This is a genomic window from Aporhodopirellula sallentina SM41 (assembly GCF_000346505.1).
GTDB lineage: Bacteria > Planctomycetota > Planctomycetia > Pirellulales > Pirellulaceae > Rhodopirellula > Rhodopirellula sallentina.
In genome coordinates this window covers 1-18,584 of sequence record NZ_ANOH01000364.1, presented here as the reverse complement: position 1 = coordinate 18,584, position 18,584 = coordinate 1, and the positions used below count along the sequence as shown (strand labels likewise).

At 53.7% G+C, this 18,584-nt stretch carries 11 protein-coding genes; 9 read left to right on the top strand and 2 right to left on the bottom strand.

The features are described 5' to 3' along the window. Positions 1-114 precede the first annotated feature (114 nt). The 6 genes from RSSM_RS23830 to RSSM_RS23805 all read left to right on the top strand — a co-directional run bounded on the left by RSSM_RS23830 (position 115) and on the right by RSSM_RS23805 (position 11,794). Positions 115-1,386, top strand: a complete 1,272-nt coding sequence (locus tag RSSM_RS23830) for a glycoside hydrolase family 117 protein (RefSeq protein ID WP_008685538.1) — start codon at positions 115-117, stop codon at positions 1,384-1,386. 8 nt (positions 1,387-1,394) lie between these two features. Continuing rightward, positions 1,395-3,428 carry a beta-agarase gene (locus tag RSSM_RS23825; RefSeq protein ID WP_236621344.1) on the top strand — a complete coding sequence of 678 codons (2,034 nt, stop codon included), beginning with the start codon at positions 1,395-1,397 and terminating at the stop codon, positions 3,426-3,428. Between the two features lie 258 nt (positions 3,429-3,686). Beyond that, positions 3,687-6,137 (top strand): glycoside hydrolase family 2 TIM barrel-domain containing protein, encoded by a 2,451-nt coding sequence (locus tag RSSM_RS23820; protein ID WP_008685536.1) that lies wholly within the window; start codon positions 3,687-3,689, stop codon positions 6,135-6,137. Positions 6,138-6,376: 239 nt separating this feature from the next. Further along, positions 6,377-7,999, top strand: a complete 1,623-nt coding sequence (locus RSSM_RS23815; protein WP_008685535.1) for a DUF5060 domain-containing protein — start codon at positions 6,377-6,379, stop codon at positions 7,997-7,999. After that, positions 7,996-9,699, top strand: a complete 1,704-nt coding sequence (locus RSSM_RS23810; protein WP_044303483.1) for a sulfatase-like hydrolase/transferase — start codon at positions 7,996-7,998, stop codon at positions 9,697-9,699. The genes RSSM_RS23815 and RSSM_RS23810 overlap by 4 nt, the downstream gene beginning before the upstream one ends. A 148-nt stretch (positions 9,700-9,847) precedes the next feature. Beyond that, positions 9,848-11,794 (top strand): sulfatase-like hydrolase/transferase, encoded by a 1,947-nt coding sequence (locus RSSM_RS23805; protein WP_201767226.1) that lies wholly within the window; start codon positions 9,848-9,850, stop codon positions 11,792-11,794. Positions 11,795-12,280: 486 nt separating this feature from the next. On the opposite strand, the gene RSSM_RS35530 is transcribed toward RSSM_RS23805, so the two are convergent. Next, positions 12,281-12,757, bottom strand: a complete 477-nt coding sequence (locus tag RSSM_RS35530) for a YiiX/YebB-like N1pC/P60 family cysteine hydrolase (RefSeq protein ID WP_390174067.1) — start codon at positions 12,755-12,757, stop codon at positions 12,281-12,283. Between the two features lie 544 nt (positions 12,758-13,301). On the opposite strand from RSSM_RS35530, the gene RSSM_RS35525 reads away from it, so the two are divergent. Both RSSM_RS35525 and RSSM_RS23795 read left to right on the top strand, forming a co-directional pair. Next, positions 13,302-13,598, top strand: a complete 297-nt coding sequence (locus tag RSSM_RS35525) for a BON domain-containing protein (RefSeq protein ID WP_081613876.1) — start codon at positions 13,302-13,304, stop codon at positions 13,596-13,598. Next, the gene (locus RSSM_RS23795; protein ID WP_008685530.1) at positions 13,595-14,545 is read left to right on the top strand and encodes an L-lactate dehydrogenase; all 951 of its coding nucleotides are present in this window, start codon (positions 13,595-13,597) and stop codon (positions 14,543-14,545) included. Before RSSM_RS35525 ends, RSSM_RS23795 begins: the two co-directional genes overlap by 4 nt. Positions 14,546-15,122: 577 nt before the next feature. Here the strand turns inward: RSSM_RS23795 and RSSM_RS23785 are convergent. After that, positions 15,123-15,950 carry a glycosyl hydrolase gene (locus RSSM_RS23785; RefSeq protein ID WP_160168171.1) on the bottom strand — a complete coding sequence of 276 codons (828 nt, stop codon included), beginning with the start codon at positions 15,948-15,950 and terminating at the stop codon, positions 15,123-15,125. A 1,018-nt stretch (positions 15,951-16,968) separates the two neighbouring features. On the opposite strand from RSSM_RS23785, the gene RSSM_RS23780 reads away from it, so the two are divergent. After that, on the top strand, positions 16,969-18,584 hold a 1,616-nt coding region (locus RSSM_RS23780), incomplete at its 3' end, for a fatty acyl-AMP ligase (protein WP_044303496.1).

Sequence of the window (18,584 nt, the reverse complement as noted above, 5' to 3'; positions counted from 1 at the left end):
ACGTGACTGAACCGCTACAAAAAGCCGGTCACGGGAATAGAATCTGGGTAGCTAGGGCTCGATGTTGACATTTAACAACGGGTGCGGCGATTTTCCCCACCGTCAAGGATTTTGATGATCATGAAAACAACCCATTTCACCCTTTTCGTCCTGACGGCGATGCTGATTGCTGCATCCCAAGCAGCGGCTCAGCAGTCGGGGTTTCCGTTCAAGTTGCCCAAGGAAAAACCGAATCGTCCGCTCAGCGCCGCGATGGAACGCAACTACTCGCTGTGGTCGGCGCCGCGGCCTGAACACAATGAACTCTATTCGCAGTTCAAATACACCGAATTGAAGGGATTCGACTACAACGGGCACGACGGCACCATTTCGCGCCGCGACCCGTCGAAAGTTATCTTCGCGAACGGCAAGTACTACGTTTGGTACACCAAACGTCACACGCCCACGCCGCCGCAGGGCGCAGATGCTTCTACCGATACCATACCCTCGAGCGATTGGGACCTATGCGATATCTGGTACGCGACGAGCAAAGACGGGTTCGTTTGGGAAGAGCAAGGCATCGCAATTCCGCGACCACCCAAACCGAACGTGGGTTGGCGGTCGGTATCAACAACCGACATTCTGCAGTGGAAAGGTAGGTACTACCTCTACTACCAAGGGTTCATGGAAGCCAGTGGCAAGCGAGGCGACGATTGTCCGGTGGCGGTTTCGTACGCCGATTCGCCCGACGGACCCTGGACCCCGCATAACGAGATCGTCATACCCAACGGGGGTGAAGGCGAGTGGGATCAGTATTCTATTCATGATCCATACCCGCTGGTCTACAAAGGTCGGATCTACCTGTACTACAAGTCGGATTTTGACGGCGATCCAAATTTGGTGCGGATGCAGGGACTCGCGATTGCGGACGATCCTCTAGGCCCATTCGAGAAACATCCTCTGAACCCCGTGATCAATTCAGGTCACGAAACGACACTGTTCCCATTTAAAAAGGGAATCGCCGCGTTGGTGATCCGCGATGGGAACGAGCATTCGACGGTGCAGTACGCTGAAGATGGTGTCAATTTTGAAATCGCCTCGATTACTCAGATGATGCCAAATGCGGGGGGCCCGTTCATTCCCGATGCGTTCACGGACACCGAGTATGGGCGTGGGATCACATGGGGCATCTCGCACTTCACAACCGTCACGACGTGGAAGCAAAACCACGCGGTGCTGACGCGGTTTGATTGCGATCTGAGTCTGGATGTCGATGATCCCGTGATGAAACGTTCGCACATCTATTGGAAGCCGGAGATGTACTACCGGTTGGGGCTCACCAAGCAGCAACGACAACGTGCCGCGGAGTCGACCAAAAAGCTGAATCAACAAGCCGAAGCGAAATGATCAATCCAATGAACAGCAAGTTCTACCTGAGCGATGCCCAGTCGCCATCCTTCGCATCCGGGAGGATGTCCTTTGCGTGCCGTATGACCGGGATCTTTTTGTTGGCAATGGTGATCGGTTGCATTCTTTTTCCTCTCCGTGATGCTCAATCAGGTGAGAGCGGAGGGGAAGCTGATGCGGACGACGTCGTGCTGATTGAAATTGAACCGGAAACGACCCGCGAGATTGAGGGCATATCGGAGTTGGAGCGCCGGCGTTACTTCAACATCTGCGATCAGGGCACTGGTTTTGAAAAACGAGTCAAGGACGACGAGATGTATGAATACCTCGTCGGCGAACTCGGGATATCGTTCGGTCGCCGATTGGGAGTTGTGAAGTATCCGTCAAAATCGATGCCGGAGGATCCAGATCGCCCAGGGTATCCAGATATTTCGCGTTTCAGACGCGAGAAGATCGATGCGGCTTCGGAGCGAATGGCACGTGACTTCGGTGATAACCTGAACGTTGCCGCGCATGGTCAGCACAATGCGTTCCCCGAGTACATGGGGAAGTTCACGACCGATGAATCGGTGCGTGATTCCAAGCACGAAGAGTTCTTGCCAAAGAATATTGACGCCGCAGCCTACTTGTCCGCCGCGGTGTTGAAGTTTGGTTTCAACGATTTTGATCGTCCGAGTTACTACGAGCCGGTCAACGAACCGCATTGGTCGTTTCCAAAAACACAGCATCTGGCCGATTGGCATCTCAAAACGATGGCTCTCGTTCATCGTGCAACGCCTTCGGTCAAGGTCGGCGGTCCGTGTTTGCCGGTGTGCTACTTCTATCGCAAAAACTACGGATCATTTAGCGGGCTGCGAGAATTCATCGACCGAACCGACGCGAGAATGGATTTCTATTCGTTCCACACCTATGACTACCTTCGATGGCGAGACGGCGAGTTGCGAGGAAGGATTCAGTCGGGGGTGGCACTCGAAGGAACGCTCGACCTTGTCCAGAACTACACCGTCAACACACACGGCAAGCATGTTGACGTCGTCGTAAGTGAGCAAGGTGGCTACATCGGAAGCGATCCCAAAGGGGAATTCGATGGTGAATTCGTGGCGGGCCAGATCATGGCGGAACACTATCCCGATGCCGATCCGGCGTCGTGGGACTACGAGATGAAGAAGCGGTCGGTCGTTTGCTTCGGTCACGTCAGCAGCATCATCGCGAATACGTTGGCATTCGTCGAACACCCTCACTGTGTTCAGAAAACGGTTCCATTCCTGTTGCCCAACACATGGAATTGGGGGCCGAAATACTACGCCCAGTTGTACGTGCCGCGCGGCTATCAGGATCAGTCGCAATGGGTCGAAACTGATATGTTGGCGTACTTCAAGTTCTTTCGGGATTTGCAGGGCCGACGCGTGAAGGCTCTCTGTGAGGATCCCGATCTACAGGTCCGAGCGTTTGTTGATGGCAAGAAACTGTTTCTGGTGGTGAATAATCAGAGCTTTTCACCGGAGACCGTCGAGCTCGATGGGATCGATGCCGAATCGGTTGAGATCCGGCGATTTGGAAGGAAGCCCGACTTTACCGTTTCCTACACCGAAGACACGATCGTATTACCGAAGCGACTCCGCGTCGAAGGGCGTGAGGCAATCATGATCATTGCCGACCATGATGCTCCCATTCTGCAGGAACGTCGTGTCAACGAGATCGTTTGCTACGGAGACAAGGTGGCTCTGCCCGTTGATGCGGCCAACTTTGTGGTCGTCGTTCCACAGGACGCCGCGATTGATTACGCACAACTGCGGATCGGGCTGACACGTTCACCGGAATCAGACAGAACGCCGATTGTTCGTTTCAACGGAATGGAATTGGAGGTTCCGTTGGAAGATTGTGCGGAGCGTTTTGTTGATCGCGAATACGCAATGACCAAGTTTGTGGCTCTCGATCCGGCATGGTTGAAGTCCGAAAATCAGATCTCAATCCGTTTCCCAGACGGAGGTGATGGCGCGATCGGAAGCGTCGTGATCCGCGCCGCCGTGAACAGCAAATAGGCACCTGACCCGGTCGTTTCATCTGCATGAGAACCGCCGCCATAACCTCGCACCAAACATTGGCAAGTTGATTTTTTGTCGCATATTGGCGGAGCGTTCTTCAATCCGTTTCGATCAATCCTAACTGTCATGTGAGTTCGCCAAGACGTTCCCTGGACGACTGAAAGAAATACGCAATAGACGAAAAACGAACTCAAACTCAATTTCTTCAACACCCTGCAACCCGGCATTGAGCCAATCTCTGAAGGACGCCCCACAATGTTCCGTTCGATCGCAATGATCTTTTTGACCCTCGCGAGCATGCATGCCAGTGCCGCCGATTCTCACGACTTTTACCGGCGGTCGTTCAATGCTGGATGGCGTTTTCACAAAGGGGAGGCTCCGGGTGCGGAGGCAGTTGACTTTGATGATTCGTCGTGGCGCCCGCAGCAGTTGCCTCATGACTGGGCGATCGAAGGTCCGTTTGATGTTAAGTACAACGCCCGCTGCGGTGGGTTGCCGTTTCATGGAACCGGTTGGTATCGAAAGACATTTGATACCCCGACCGATTCTCAAGGCAAGGATGTGCTGCTTACTTTCGACGGCGCGATGTACAACGCTCACGTGTGGGTGAACGGACAGTTTGTAGGGAATCGTCCCTATGGGTACATCGAGTTTCAGTACGACATTAGCGAATACCTTAACGCTGAAGGCGAGAACACCATCGCGGTCAGGTTAACACCAGAGGACTTGTCGTCTCGCTGGTATCCCGGTGCGGGGATCTATCGCAACGTTTGGATTGACGTTCGAAATCCGATTCGGGTTGCTCAGTGGGGGACTTTTGTTACGACACCTGTGATTGCCGATGACAAGGCCACGGTATCGATCGAAACATCTCTGTTAGGGGAAGTCGATAATGGCGACGTGGGGATTGAGTACCAAGTCATGGATCCCTCCGGAGAAAGTGTTGGTTCAGCAAGACTTGTCGCCAAAGCTGAGAATCATGCGGAGATCGAGATTGAAAAACCTGCGTTGTGGGATGTCGATTCTCCTCATCTTTATCGGCTCGTGACGAAGGTCACCCAAGGGGACGAGGTCTTAGATGAGATCTCCACCACGTTTGGAGTTCGTAGTTTAGAGTTCTCCAAGGAAAAGGGATTCTTGCTCAACGGAAAGCACACGCGGATTCAAGGAGTGTGTTTGCACCACGATAACGGTCCACTCGGCGCGATCGTTAACCGGCGTGCGATCGAGCGAAAGCTGCAGATCATGAAGGCGATGGGGGTGAATTCGATTCGTACCAGCCACAACCCGCCCTCCAATGAGTTGCTCGAGTTCTGTGACAAACTGGGTTTGTTGGTTCAGGTGGAAGCTTTTGATGTTTGGATGAAAGCGAAAGTCCCCAACGGGTACAACAAGTTTTTCGCTCAGTGGGCGGAACGCGACATCAAAGATATGGTTCGCCGCGATCGCAACCATCCGTCTGTTTTCATGTGGAGTATCGGGAACGAAATTCTCGAACAGTCGAGCAAAGAAGACGGCAACCGGATCGCTAAAGAGTTGAACGATTACGTGAAATCGTTAGACACGACCCGACCGACCACATGCGGGTTTAACTGGTTCCCTGGGCCCTACGCGAGTGGCATGGCGGCACAGGTCGATATCGCAGGGATGAATTACAAACCGCTCGCCTATGGTGAACAGGTCGATGAGTTCTTGCCGAATACTCCGGTTGTCGGTTCAGAGACGTCGTCCTGCACGAGTAGTCGCGGGGTTTACCATTTGCCGATCGAGAAATATCAAACTCATGAGTCGAAACAGGTCACGAGCTACGACTTGATTGGCCCACCTTGGGCGTATCCTCCCGACATTGAGTTTGATGCTTTGGAGAAGAACCCAGAAGTCTTGGGCGAATACGTATGGACCGGATTTGATTACCTCGGTGAGCCAACTCCTTATGGAGGCAAAGACAATAGCACCAATGGTTATTGGAATGCAGATTGGCCTTCGCGAAGTTCGTATTTTGGAACCGTGGATTTGTGCGGTTTCCCAAAAGATCGGTTTTATCTTTATCAAAGTCAGTGGACCGATGAACCGATGGTTCACGTGTTGCCACACTGGAATTGGGAGCACACAAAACACGATGTGATTCCGGTCTACGCCTATACCAATTGCGAGGAGGTGGAATTGTTCGTCAATGGGCAATCTGCCGGACGCCGGATCAAGGGCAAGGATCTCACAAAGATTCACGTCAAGTTCAACCGCTACGAGAAAGACAATCTGTTGTCGAAATATCGTTTGTCCTGGGACGTTCCCTTCACTCCAGGCTCGCTCCGAGTGGTTGGATACATCGATGGAAAACCTGTTGCGGAGAAGGAAATCAAGACCGCGGGCGCGCCTGCCAAGATCAAACTGATTCCTGATCGGACAGAATTGTCGTCGGACGGGCAGGACCTTTCCTATGTGACCGTTCGCATCGAGGACGCGGACGGAAATCTTTGTCCGCTGGCATCAAATCTGGTTCACTTTCGCGTCGAAGGGAAAGGATCAATCGCGGCGGTTGGCAACGGCAACGCGGCGACTACGGCTCCATTCATTGCCGATCAACGAAAAGCATTTAATGGATTGTGCATGCTGATAGTGAGGTCGGCGGAGGCCTCGGGTGAGATATCGATTCGCGCCGAGTCGGAAGGGTTGGCCAGCGATAGTGTGTCCCTCTCTGTGAGATAGCCCTGTTCAATAGTCATGTGCAAAAGAACAGATCAGCAGGACTGTCTGATCATTGGCCGAGAATCAGTCGGTCGAGAGCCGTTTGCGTTTCTGTGTATCGGACGATGTGGTGCTGCTGTGACCAGCACCCGTTGCCATTCACAGCGAGAGTCGATGTGCGAGGCAAATGCGATGCGAGGCAATTCGTAACACGCCTGACGTTCCATTTTTTTACAAGGGTGCATTCAAAGAAAGCTGCTATGAAACATTATTTTTTCACTGCTGTCGCGATTCTTGTCGCGTTGTTTTGCCAGGTGCGCGTGTGCAGCGCAGCCGAAACGCATGCGGAGGCACGGCAATGGGACGTGCACGAATTGAACTTCCATCTCGATGAGCCCACTGATGGATCATTTGAGGTGGAGTTTTCGGCGACGCTGCGGCATGCCGATGGGGAGTCGTTGACAGTGCCGGGGTTTTACAACGGAGGCTCGGACTTCGTCATTCGCTTTACTCCTCCCAAAGCTGGCGTGTGGAACTTTGAAACGCACGGGGCCGTCGCGGAACTGGATGGAAGATCGGGCGAGGTGCACGTTGAACCTGCCCGTGAGGGAAGGCGAGGAGGGGTAACTCTCGACCCCGACAATGTTCGAAACTTTGTTTATCAGGATGGCGGTGGGTATTATCCCATTGCGATCGAAGCGGACTGGTTGTTCGCGCTTGACGCGGACAACGCCCAAGACATCCCGAACACTCGCCGGTTCGTCGATACGATCGCGAAGAACGGGTTCAATCAAGTCGTGATGAACGTGTTCGCTTTCGACGTGAAGTGGCCCAAGGATGAGCGATTGGACAAGCGGTATGACTACGGGGCTCCGAGCATGTTTCCTTTTGGTGGAACCAACGACGAACCCGATCATTCGCGACTCAATGTGGAGTATTTCCAACGACTCGACCGAGTGATCGAGTATCTCGATGAAAAGGGGATCGCGGCTCACCTGATGATTTATGTTTGGAACAAAAGGGTGAACTGGCCTGAGGCGGGTTCAGAAGCCGACAATCGGTACTTCGACTACGTGGTGCGACGCTATCAGGCGTACCCGAACCTGATTTGGGATATCTCAAAAGAGGCTCTCGGCTACGGTCACAACGATGTTGGATACATCACGGATCGGATTGGCCGGTTGCGTGATATGGATGCCTACGGACGTTTGGTGACGGTTCATGACTACGGCTATTGTGCGCGGTTTCCGAAAAAACTGGACTTCATCTCAGTTCAAATTTGGTCGTCGGAGCTCTACAGCGTGATGAGCAAGATCGCGTCGCAGTTTGCGAACCAACCCATTTTGAACATTGAGCATGGTGGGTATGAGCGTGGCCCGTACGTCGTCTTCGAAGGTAGCTATACGTCGCCGGAGGTTTGTCTCGAACGAGCCTTCCAATGTGTATTCGCGGGAACCTATCCGACGCACTATTGGCAGGGGGCAGCATGGAACGTTTTCATTGCGGATATCGAAGCGATGGCCCCTGAGGATCGTCCGCGTTTGCAGTATTACAAACACATGCGGGAGTTTGTCGAACGATTCGACCTTGCTCAGTTGAAGGCGGGAGACAAGAAGAGCAATAGCGGGTTCTGTCTTCACAACGATGATGATCTCTTCATTTTCTATGTGCCCAAAGAGAACATCAACATCGGAGTTCGTATGCCGAAAAAGCATGCCGGTGCAGAGATGACGGGCACATGGTGGAACCCGCACACCGGTCAGTATTCTGATCCGATTGAAAAAGCGATTACTCAGTGGCCAGGTTTTGACAAACCAGAGAACGACCACTTCGACATTCTGATCGTCCAAGTGCAAACGGAAGAAGGAGCGCCTAACCGATGAGTCACTCGACAAATACAGTGCGAAGGCGACGGGCAGTGGGAGCGTTTGCTTTTTGCGTGATGTGGGTGTGCCTGTGGGGAACCGCGTCAGCCAACGAACGTCCGAATTTCGTTTTTATTCTGACAGATGATCAGTCCTACGGGATGATGGGATGCGATGGGAACGAACAGACGCATACTCCCAATATTGATCAGCTCGCTCGAGACGGTGTCTTTTTCGATCGAGCGTACATTACCAGCGCAATCTGTACGCCGAGTCGGATATCGATTTTGCTGAGTCAGTTCGAACGCAAGCACGGCGTCAATTTCAACTCAGGAACGAGCGTGTCGCCCGAAGCATGGACGATGTCCTATCCGGTCGTGATGCGAGAGAATGGCTACTACACGGGATATGTCGGCAAAAATCACTCGCCCATCGGGGAGGGTGGTTACGAGAGTGGTTTGATGGATCGGTCGTTTGATTACTTCTATGCAGGCCATGGGCATATACGGTTCTACCCCAAAGAACTGCATGAAATCTTTCACGCGGCGAAGTCAGATACTCAGGTCGAGATCGTGCAAGAAGGGGTGGACGATTTCCTGTCGAACGACCATCGGCTCGAGGGGGCGATTCGATTTCTAGATTCTCGTCCCGATGACAAACCATTCTGTCTGAGTATTTGCTTTAACCTGCCGCATGATGCGGGAGCGGGAACGATGCAATCGCGGGAGAGCGATGACGCAATTTACAAAGATCTCTATCGCGACATCGAAATTCCACTTCCAGCGAACTACATCGCCAAAGAAGATGTCAAAGAGCCGAAGCTACCGCCTGACGTTCTGCGAGCCGATGAACGTCAGACCGGCTATGACTACTCGGATAAACCTGAAACGGCGCGACAACGAATCATTCGCCGCATGCAAGCAATGACCGGGATCGATCGGATGGTCGGGAATGTGCGTCAGAAGCTTCGCAATGAGGGAATTGATCGGAACACGATCATTATCTTCACTTCTGATCACGGGCTATTCACCGGCGAGCAGGGTTTGGGCGGGAAAGCTCTCTGCTATGAGCAGACGACTCATGTGCCCTTTATCGTTTGCAACCCGATGGCGAGCGAACCGGCGCGAGGACGGCGTTGTGACGAGTTTGTTCAGAGTATCGACATTGCTCCGATGATGCTCGACTACGCCGGAATTGATGTGCCTTCCGCTTTTCAAGGTAAAAGTATACGCAGTCTTGTTGATGGATCTTCGGAACCGATACACGACGCAATCTTTACGGAGAATTTGTGGGCGACGCATTTCGGTAACCCACGTATCGAAGCGGTTCAAGACAAAGAATGGAAGTACATTCGCTACTACGCGAATGATAGCTTTCCGTCGTCCGCCAAAATTGTCACTGCCAAGCAGCTAGGGATTCCTGTCGGAAAGATGCTGTATGCCGTCGCTGACGAAAGTATCGCGGTTTATCGGCACTACGTTGAATCGCCTTTGAAGGGGGAAGAACCCATCTTCGAAGAATTGTATCACATCGGAGAAGATCCGCAGGAACTGCACAACGTGATCGACGAACCGCAATTCCAAGGTCAACTCGAAAGATTGCGAAAGGTGTGGAAGGAACGACTTGCCTATGCACGTGGGACTGATCCGCCGAAGGTGTTGCGGTACACCGAAACGAGCGAACTCGAACGCAAGTTGAAAGAGTGTCTTTCCCGTTAAGCACTGTTCCGCGCCGCTTCGCTCGAGAGCGTTTGTCGCTAACCCAACCTGGGGTTTGTGACTAGTCGCAGCGGATGCGGCAATGGAACGTAGTGATCTGAATCGCGAACATCAAAAGCACCGTCGAGCCGCAAAGGATCGCGCGGTGATGCAATCAAATTGGGTTTTGACAATGAAGCCATGTCTGATCGAGCTGCATCCGTCTCACGTATCTTTGCGCGGGGTTGCCGGTGTGCTGTTAACTATCGCAGTGCTCGGGGGCTGGAGCGGATTGCCGACGGCGACTTGTTCGGAGCCGACACGTGACCTGCCCAACATCCTCTGGGTGATTACCGACGACCAACGCCCGGATTCCTTGGCGTGTTTCAATCGTGCCGTGCGAGGAAGCGATGAGAGCGATCTCGGTTTTGTTTCATCACCCAACGTGGATCGCCTGGCCGCTGAAGGGGTGTTGTTTTCCAATGCCTATTGCAACTCGCCTGGTTGTGCGCCTTCGCGGGGATCAATGATCACGGGGCGATATCCGTTTCGAAATGGGATCTACGGTTTTGAACAGACGCACAACGCAGTGTCGACGTTCCGCCCGGTCATTCCACAGGTGATGAAGGGGCAAGGTTATCACACGGCTTTGTTCGGAAAGTCGGGGTACTACATCTTTGATTGGGGACCGGGGCTAACGTGGTCGGATATTGGTTTTTGGGATTTCGAAGTTGATGCCAAGAATGATTTGCAACGCAACGGTCTGACCGATTGGTATCGTGATAAGCGTCGCCGGCAGATCAATGGCAAGATGAAGGTAGTGGGGACCGAAGATCGCTTCTACTATCCCGACGGAAGCGTCGTGTCTGTGCTAGTTGACGGCGATCTGGATGACGAGGAGTTGGCGCAAAGGGAACGGATTGAACGAGAACTCGATATTCTGCATACGGTTTCGGGAGCGGGGCACATTGTGGGTGGCCGTAGTTCACAACCTCCCGAGAAAACACTCGATGGCTACACCGTCGATGAGTTTGGGCGGTTTCTCGAGAACGTCGGGCGATCGTATAAGACGGGATATGGTGAGACCGTCGACGGGCCAGCATCCGATCGACCGGTGTTTTTGAACGTGGGGTTCCACTTTCCACACACTCCGGTTCTGCCGCCGCAAGAGTATCGTGATCGTTTCGAAGGGAAAAACTACCGAGTTCCGAAGTTTGATCTGAACGAACTCCAACGTCTGCCGCCGCAGTTGAAAACGCTACACGCCAAGAACAGGTTTGACGACCTTTCTCCATCGGCGAAGCAACAGGCAATTCGGGACTACTACGCGTTCTGCGCGTTCGGTGATGCCATGGTTGGGGTTGCGGTCGAACGATTCAAAGGCTTCTGCAAAAAGCGAAGTCAGGAGTATCTGATCGTTTACGTTTGTGGAGACCATAGCTGGCATCTCGGCGAACAAGGAATCGAGTCGAAGTTTGGCCCGTATGACCATTCCAATCACAACGCCGTCATTGTTGTGTCGTCCGACAAGTCGCAATTTCCCCCGGGAACCGTTTGCGATGACTTCGTGGAGTTCGTCGACTTTGCCCCAACGTTTTTTGAGGCTGCTGGATGTGACACCACCAAAGCTGAGTTTGAGCATCTCGATGGCGTCTCGCTGCAGCGGACTTTCTCGGGAGACGTGGTGAAACGGGCCTATGTTCTCGGCGAGATGAACCATGTCTACGGACCCCGAGCGTATCTTCGGTCGCGTGATTTCGCGTTTTCGATGCGCACCCGATTCAAAAACGGAAAACCAGGCTCCGGTTACAGGCCCAATCAGAATATCCGTTGGGCTTTGGATGCGCCGAAATCAGATGTCGAGTTGGCGTTGTTTGATTTGCGGGTTGATCCCGAAGAGCGGGTGAATGTCGCGGGTGATGAACGATATGCGGCGTTAGCAGAGTTCCTGCGAAAGAAGCTAGGGGAAATCGTTTTGGGAGATCGCCGCCTCGAAGTGAACTGGAAACAGGAAGATGACTATGCGATCAGTGACTTTGCTTTGGGCAGCGATGATAAAGAGTTATCGATCCCCGACACAATTGTGCCGGAGGTGTCAGTTCCGTCTCGAGATTAGCGACGGCGGCGTTTTTTGTCGCCGAATTGGTTTCGACGAGGCGTGTCTCCATGGACGGTCGTCGTAGATCGTCTTCGTAAACCGATTTGGTTGTTTGGGAGTCAAAGATAGTCACGGCTAAAAACGTTCTTGTCCCCATCATTGTGTTGGCAACTCTGATGGTTTTCGAGCATTCATCCGCTTCGGAACCGAGTCAACTACCAGATACTGTTTTGACTATGGCCGACGATCAGGAGTCGAGAGTTGGCACGCTTGCTCTGAAACTGTCCGGTGGCAGCTTGAAGCGTTCGGTCTCCATAACGTGCCTTGCTGTTTTCACGATCGCGTGTGGGGTGAGTCCCATGCTGTCGATGTCTTGCTGGAGTAGAAACTCGGCACAAACGGGGTGGTCGCTTGGTGCTTGGGATCACGACGGCGATGATTGAACTATCGTGGGAGGTCGCCGGAGACAAAGCGGGCGAGGTCATCGACCACGTCCCCTCCGGGCTACCGGCTGGACACTCGCCTTGAAGCTACCGGTCGAGAATATGGAGGCTCCGAAACGATTGTGGGACCGGAGAACTCACTATCGATTGTGTTCAGAAGCGTCTGCGGTTCGAATCCTTCACGGTAGCTCAGGTGGTAGCGCTGAGAACTGTCTAGGACATCCCTGACAAATTCACTGCACCAAGTTCGGCCATCCGGTCTTGAGTTTTTCCAGAAGTAATTCTTGAGACCGTACGGCTGTCCGAGGTGAGACTCAGCATATTGCTTCATTCTCGCAACTTCATCTGCCGAGAAAGGCCGCTCTGGAACGTAGGCAAACACGTGCGTGGTTCGCCCGTGATGTCCAGGGAAGGGACTTTTCTTCACGGTCGGGACCGTCGCTTCGTAAACGACACCATCAAGCACGATCGCCGTATGCGTGTACTTGTCATGAGTGATTCGATGGGCAACTCTGCCTACCACATTGTCGGCGTACATCATTAGCACGGTGCCATCGGGAACTGCCAAGCAGACGCTCGGCGTGAACAGAAGGATTAGGCCAGCTATCGTCGATCTCAATCCTGCGTTCGATGGGTGCGGCGTCGGATGGAATCTCGTTGTTGTCATGATCACTTCCGTATCGGTTGGTTGAACTTGTTGTCATTCGCGGCAATGCAACCGGTGTACCGATTTCAGCTTGATGCGGTGAAGTCCTTGGCAACTGTCATCGGTGGGCCGACCTAGAACGAGAATCAACAATGCTGTGTCATTCTTGCGTACAATAAAAAGGGTGCGCACCGTTGGGCAAGTGTGCGGACCAATCGCACAGAAAATGAGGAAGCGAAGGTGGTGAACGAGGTCGCGAATCCCATGCGACAGGGATCGTTGCCTCGTCCGCTTGCGTGGGAACGGATTGCGCAATCCTTTGTGAGTGGAATGAGGCTTTTGTCTTCGGATGAGGCTTTTGTTAGTGGAATGAGGATTGCAAAGTAGCGTCCCGTCGTACCTTGAAACATGTTCCTTTCGCGATAGGTGTTGTTAAATGAGTCCTCTGGTTGAACCATGCGGTCCTGGCAATGAGTCCGCAGTTGCTGCGAAGCACCGATCAGTCCGAATCAAACAGGGCGTTTGCGACGAGCTGGCGAGAAGCCAACAACCTTCGCTGCGACGCATAAGGTGTGAGTATCAACACGGGATACTCCAGCTTCTAGGCGAGGTGGAGGCGTATTACCTCAAACAACTTGCTCAAGAAAGCGCTCGACGCGTCGACGGAGTCACACACATTGTCAACAGTATTCACGTGGTTGACAAAACGCCTCCTACCAGGAAATTGAAATGAAGGTCGGAATTGTTGGCAGCGGTTTTGTTGGCTCCACGGCCGCGTACGCACTTGTGATGCAGGGAATTGGCCGAGAAATAGTGATGGTGGATTTGGATGATGCGCGTGCGGCGGCGGAGGCTGATGATCTCTTCCATGCGGTCCCGTTCTCGCATCCATTGACCCTTCGAGCCGGGAATTACTCGGACCTTGCGGACAGTCACGTTGTTATCGTTGCGGCGGGCATCAATCAACGACCCGGCGAATCACGGTTGAAATTGCTACAGAGAAACGCGCAAGTGTTTCGCGATGTGATTCCCAAAATTGTCGAACACGCGCCCCATGCAGTGTTGATTATTGCGACCAATCCCGTTGACATCATGACGCACCTGGCCGGCGAATTTGCCTTGGCCTGTGGTGTTCCGACAAACCGTGTGGTCGGATCAGGGACGATGCTAGATACAGCTCGCTTCCGAACGCTTTTGGGGATGCACTTTGGTGTCGATTCCCATCACGTGCACGGATATGTCGTTGGCGAACATGGTGATTCGGAGGTGCTTTCGTGGTCGCTCGCAACGATCGCGTGTCTTTCGTTGGAAGAGTACGGCGAACAACGGGGCGTGGAACTTAACGATGCCAGCCGAGCAGAGATTGATGACCAGGTCCGTCGAGCCGCTTACAGAATCATCAAAGGCAAAGGAGCGACGTATTATGGAATCGGTAGTGCGTTGGCCCAACTTGTTGACGTTGTCTTGCACGACCAGCGTTCGATTCTGACGGTATGTTCTCGCATCGAGGGGATGGATGGGCTGCCGGACGTCACGATCTCAATGCCGCACTTGCTGGGCGGTGAGGGCGTGATCGCACCGGTTCCGCTTGATCTATCCGAAGACGAATCGTCCGCTCTGAAGCGAAGTGCTGGGATCATTCGTGATGCGATCGACTCGATAGGCCTCATCAAAATGTAGCTGTGCTGGGGTCGTCGACCGTGAGGAGTTTCACGATCACGGCGAGTCGCGTCGCGGGGGTGTCACCGGTCATTCCATCCTGAATCGCTTCGTTGGAACATTCCTAGCGGTGCGTCAAAGCCTCGTTCTCGGGTAGCGAAATTCGCCGAGAGTTTCGGGAGGGGCGTGAATCACCGAAAGTCTTGGCGGTTTTCGCTACAGCCTTGAACCCGCATTATTCAACAAGTTCTTGGTGAATAATGCGGGTTCAGAAGCCAGTTAGCATCCCAGGCTTGCAGGCAGCGATCAACAAAGCCTTCTCCGCGGCATAGGAGACGGCATCGCACTGTGAGCTTGCGTTTGCAGTAGTGAAAGTGTCTCGCGATTGCCTCTTGGAATCGCGGGCGTGAATCGCACCGACAGGTTTGTCACGCTCTTTGAACAGGAGACACACAAGGCGATCAAAAACGTAAAAGTCACTCGCACGCCGCCAGCGGGACAAAGACTGCGGGCTCGTACGATCACCGATCGCCAATGATGAACATCACGGCGATAAGCAACACTCGCTCGGACCTTTGGTGGTTTGCTTTTCCCGAAACTAGAGTTCTCGGTACAGGTTGCCGAGTCCGGTGAGTGATCCGTCGGGCTTGAAGAGTGCCGAGGTGCCGAGCGCCCGATTGGTGGTGCTGGCGGGGAACCAAGCGTAGCGGTGGACATAGGGCGTGCGGTTGAGTTGTGGAAGTACCGCCCGCATGAAGTTGCCGATCTTTTGCGGATGGTGTTTGTTTTCTTTCACCGATTTTGCTGACCAATCGCCGATCGCAAATTCGGTGATCCACAACGGGCGTCCGTACATGCGGTAGATCTTTTGAACCTTTGCTAGAAAATTGCCTGGATTAGGGCCGCTGTATGAGTGGATGCAAACGAAATCAACGCGCAGCTTTTTCGCTTGTGCTTTGGTCATGAACTCTTGCATCCACTTTCCATCGGCGTGAACACAAGCAGGGCTAGCCAGTGGCAAACCTGTTTTCATCAGTTCTGGCCAGACTCGGATGGCTTTATCGACCGAGATATTGCTTTGCGCTTTACCATCGGGTTCGTTGAAGCCCAGCAAGGTTTTGTCGGAGGCGTTTTGGGATGCGGTCTGGATCTGATCGAGGGCTTTGATGGATTTATCGCCGTACCATCCCCAAAGCATTGGTATGAACTGGAGTCCCTCGGGGGTGTCCTTGGGTAATCGGGCGCCCCACGTATAGAACCAATCGAGGTCGAGTGATTGGACGCGTTCGACCCAGTTGGGATTCTTGGCAGTGATGCCGAGCCCTTTTTTGCCCGACCGGTGTCGAACAGGACCGGCCAAAAGCGTCGGTGACAAGGCTGCCGATGCCGAGCCGGCTAGGAAGGTTCGTCGTGTCGGAAGGTTCATGGAAATCTGCGCTAGTGCTCTCGCGTTGACGTTCATCTGGCGTTTTCGGATTGGATTGCGTTCCCGCATTTTACCTTCGGTCTCGCGTGGAGGTATGCGTCCGGTTCCCATAAGACAGGTCGGCTTTCAAACGTTCAACCACTTCCAGATGCGAAGCGGGGCGGTTGTTTGCTTCGTTCGCTCGGTTCGTCAATGACGTTGAATAGCAAATCGGGATTGTCCTCGACACCGGGGCGATTATGCCAGCCTAGTCAATCTGCGGCGATGAGATCGCGGCGGTTGATCATTCAGGGCATGGCATTCAATCAGGGCAAGGGATTGAAGCGGCGTGTGGTCAAGTGTTTAGTGTTGGCGATGAGGGCGGCTGATTTGGGGTGCGGCAAAAGGCAGCGGGTATGTGGTATCGCGTTTGCTGTTCGTGCAATCTGCGAGAATGGCGCGGCTGCTTTCCAGTCATGAGAGAGCCGGTCACGGGGGCAAGGGGCTCTCAGGTGCCTTTGGCGGAATAGTGGGAAACGGGAGTGATCGGGGGAGTGTTGCTACATCTCTTCCCGGTTGCAGTCGGCCGTTAACCATTGTGACGGCGCAACGGGCTATTCAATTGCGCAGTGCCAGTCCGAGCGGGGGAGATGGCTGATTTGGGTGAAGCGGGTTGTCCGAGCTTCGAGTGGTTTTGCCATCAAAGAGTTGCTTGTCTGAAAAAATGACAAGGGCGGTATGTTTTTACTTGCGGAATTGGCCTCTCGGAAGCGCGCGTCGAATTGATTACAACGGTAAACTCTTTCGGGGGGATTGCTTACGTCGCAACCCCATGAAAAAGCCAATCCAATGCGGAATGCCTAGACTAGAATGTTAAAGTGCATAAGCTAGGGGGTGTTGTGCTGTTGGTAAGAATATGACGTGTGCTTGATATATTCGGAGCGGTTTGTCCCCAAAAACTGCGGCTTGTTTGGCCGTGGTGGTGATCGATTGGTCACCGAACATTTGTTGATCGAATTTTCCTAAAAACCTTGATGCGATGAATATTTTTCCGCCTAGTGATTGCCCCCATGATGAGGGAAGCGGCAGGGGGACGTTGGTCGACATGTTGACGTCCCGCAGCCAAGCTTTTCCTGAGCGTTGCGCGTTTCGGTTTTTGGAAGACGAGAACGAATCTTCGACGTTGAGCTACCGAGAGCTCGACGTGGCGGCTCGCCAGATCGCGGCGGGCTTGTTGGGGCGTGTGAACCGTGGCGACAGTGTCGCGTTGGTGTTTCCTCCGGGATTGGAGTTCATCAAAGCATTCATGGGATGCGCCTACGCCGGGGTTCTGGCAATTCCGGCGACGTACCCCAAACCGCGTCGCCCGTCGGCTCGCTTATCGGCGATTGTGGACGATGCCAAGCCTGCCGCAATGTTGGCGACGCAGCGCGTGATCGAGTTGTTGGCCGATTCGGAGACGACGGGGCAGATTGGTGACCAAAAATGGCTGAGTATCGGTGAGCTTGCGGAGGCGTCTGCGTCGCAGTGGACTGCACCGGAGCTGCGTTCGGATAGCACTGCGTTTTTGCAGTACACCTCGGGTTCGACGAAGGAACCGCGTGGTGTGATGGTCAGTCACGGCAACATCATGCACAACCTCGAGATGATTCGCAAAGGCTTCGGCCTCTCGTGCGAAACGGCCCAGGTCGGTGTGTCGTGGTTGCCTGCCTATCATGACATGGGGTTGATCGGTGGGATCCTGGAATCGCTGTACGTTGGTGGTACGACCGTATTGATGTCACCGCTGTCGTTCTTGCAGCGACCGTCACGCTGGCTCCAAGCGATCAGTAAATATGGTGCAGTCGTGAGTGGGGCGCCGAACTTTGCTTACGAGCTGTGTTTAAAAAAGGTGAAGCCGACCGAGATTGACGGCGTGGACCTGAGCACGTGGCGGGTCGCGTTCTCAGGAGCCGAACCGATTCGACCATCGACGATGCGTCGTTTTGCTGAGAGGTTCGGCGTGTACGGGTTTTCGGATTCCTCGTTTTATCCTTGCTACGGTTTGGCGGAGGCGACGTTGTTGGTCGCCGGAGGCCATGGCCCTGGAAAACTCTCCACCTGCAATGTGGACCCCGACGATTTACAAAAGCACGGACGAGTCACCAGCGTCGATCCGTCACCGGTTCCATCGGCCAATGGGACTCACGAAGTCAACCCGCATGGGCTTCCGATTGAGTTGGTTAACTGTGGCCGTCCCCCGATGAATGAGGAGGTCGTGATCGTGGATCCCGATACCCGAGTTTCGTGTGGGGAGAACCGAGTTGGGGAGATTTGGATTCGTGGGCCACACGTCGCCAGGGGCTACCACAACCGACCCGAAGATTCCGCGATGACGTTTGACGGACGATTGGCCGATTCCGATGAGGGTGGTTATCTGCGCAGCGGCGATCTCGGCTTCATTCGCGACGGCGCATTGTATGTAACGGGTCGGCGGAAAGAGTTGCTGATCATTCGGGGCCGAAACCATTATCCGCATGATCTCGAAGCGACCGTGCAGAGTTCGCACGAAATGTTGATCCCGGGCGGTGGCGGTGCGTTCCTGGTGGAGGACGATGGCGAGAGCAATCTGGTGCTCGTCCAAGAAGTGGACCGGGCTGCATCGGCAGCAGACCG

Excerpts from the sequence above, each read along its gene's own strand:
- RSSM_RS23825 (WP_236621344.1), top strand. The coding sequence starts at position 1,395 with ATGAACAGCAAGTTCTACCTGAGCGATGCCCAGTCGCCATCCTTCGCA.
- RSSM_RS23815 (WP_008685535.1), top strand. The coding sequence starts at position 6,377 with ATGAAACATTATTTTTTCACTGCTGTCGCGATTCTTGTCGCGTTGTTT.
- RSSM_RS35530 (WP_390174067.1), bottom strand. The coding sequence starts at position 12,757 with ATGTACGCCGACAATGTGGTAGGCAGAGTTGCCCATCGAATCACTCAT.
- RSSM_RS23785 (WP_160168171.1), bottom strand. The coding sequence starts at position 15,950 with ATGAACCTTCCGACACGACGAACCTTCCTAGCCGGCTCGGCATCGGCA.
- RSSM_RS23805 (WP_201767226.1), top strand. The coding sequence starts at position 9,848 with ATGCAATCAAATTGGGTTTTGACAATGAAGCCATGTCTGATCGAGCTG.
- RSSM_RS23795 (WP_008685530.1), top strand. The coding sequence starts at position 13,595 with ATGAAGGTCGGAATTGTTGGCAGCGGTTTTGTTGGCTCCACGGCCGCG.
- RSSM_RS23830 (WP_008685538.1), top strand. The coding sequence starts at position 115 with ATGATCATGAAAACAACCCATTTCACCCTTTTCGTCCTGACGGCGATG.
- RSSM_RS23810 (WP_044303483.1), top strand. The coding sequence starts at position 7,996 with ATGAGTCACTCGACAAATACAGTGCGAAGGCGACGGGCAGTGGGAGCG.
- RSSM_RS23820 (WP_008685536.1), top strand. The coding sequence starts at position 3,687 with ATGTTCCGTTCGATCGCAATGATCTTTTTGACCCTCGCGAGCATGCAT.
- RSSM_RS35525 (WP_081613876.1), top strand. The coding sequence starts at position 13,302 with ATGAGTCCTCTGGTTGAACCATGCGGTCCTGGCAATGAGTCCGCAGTT.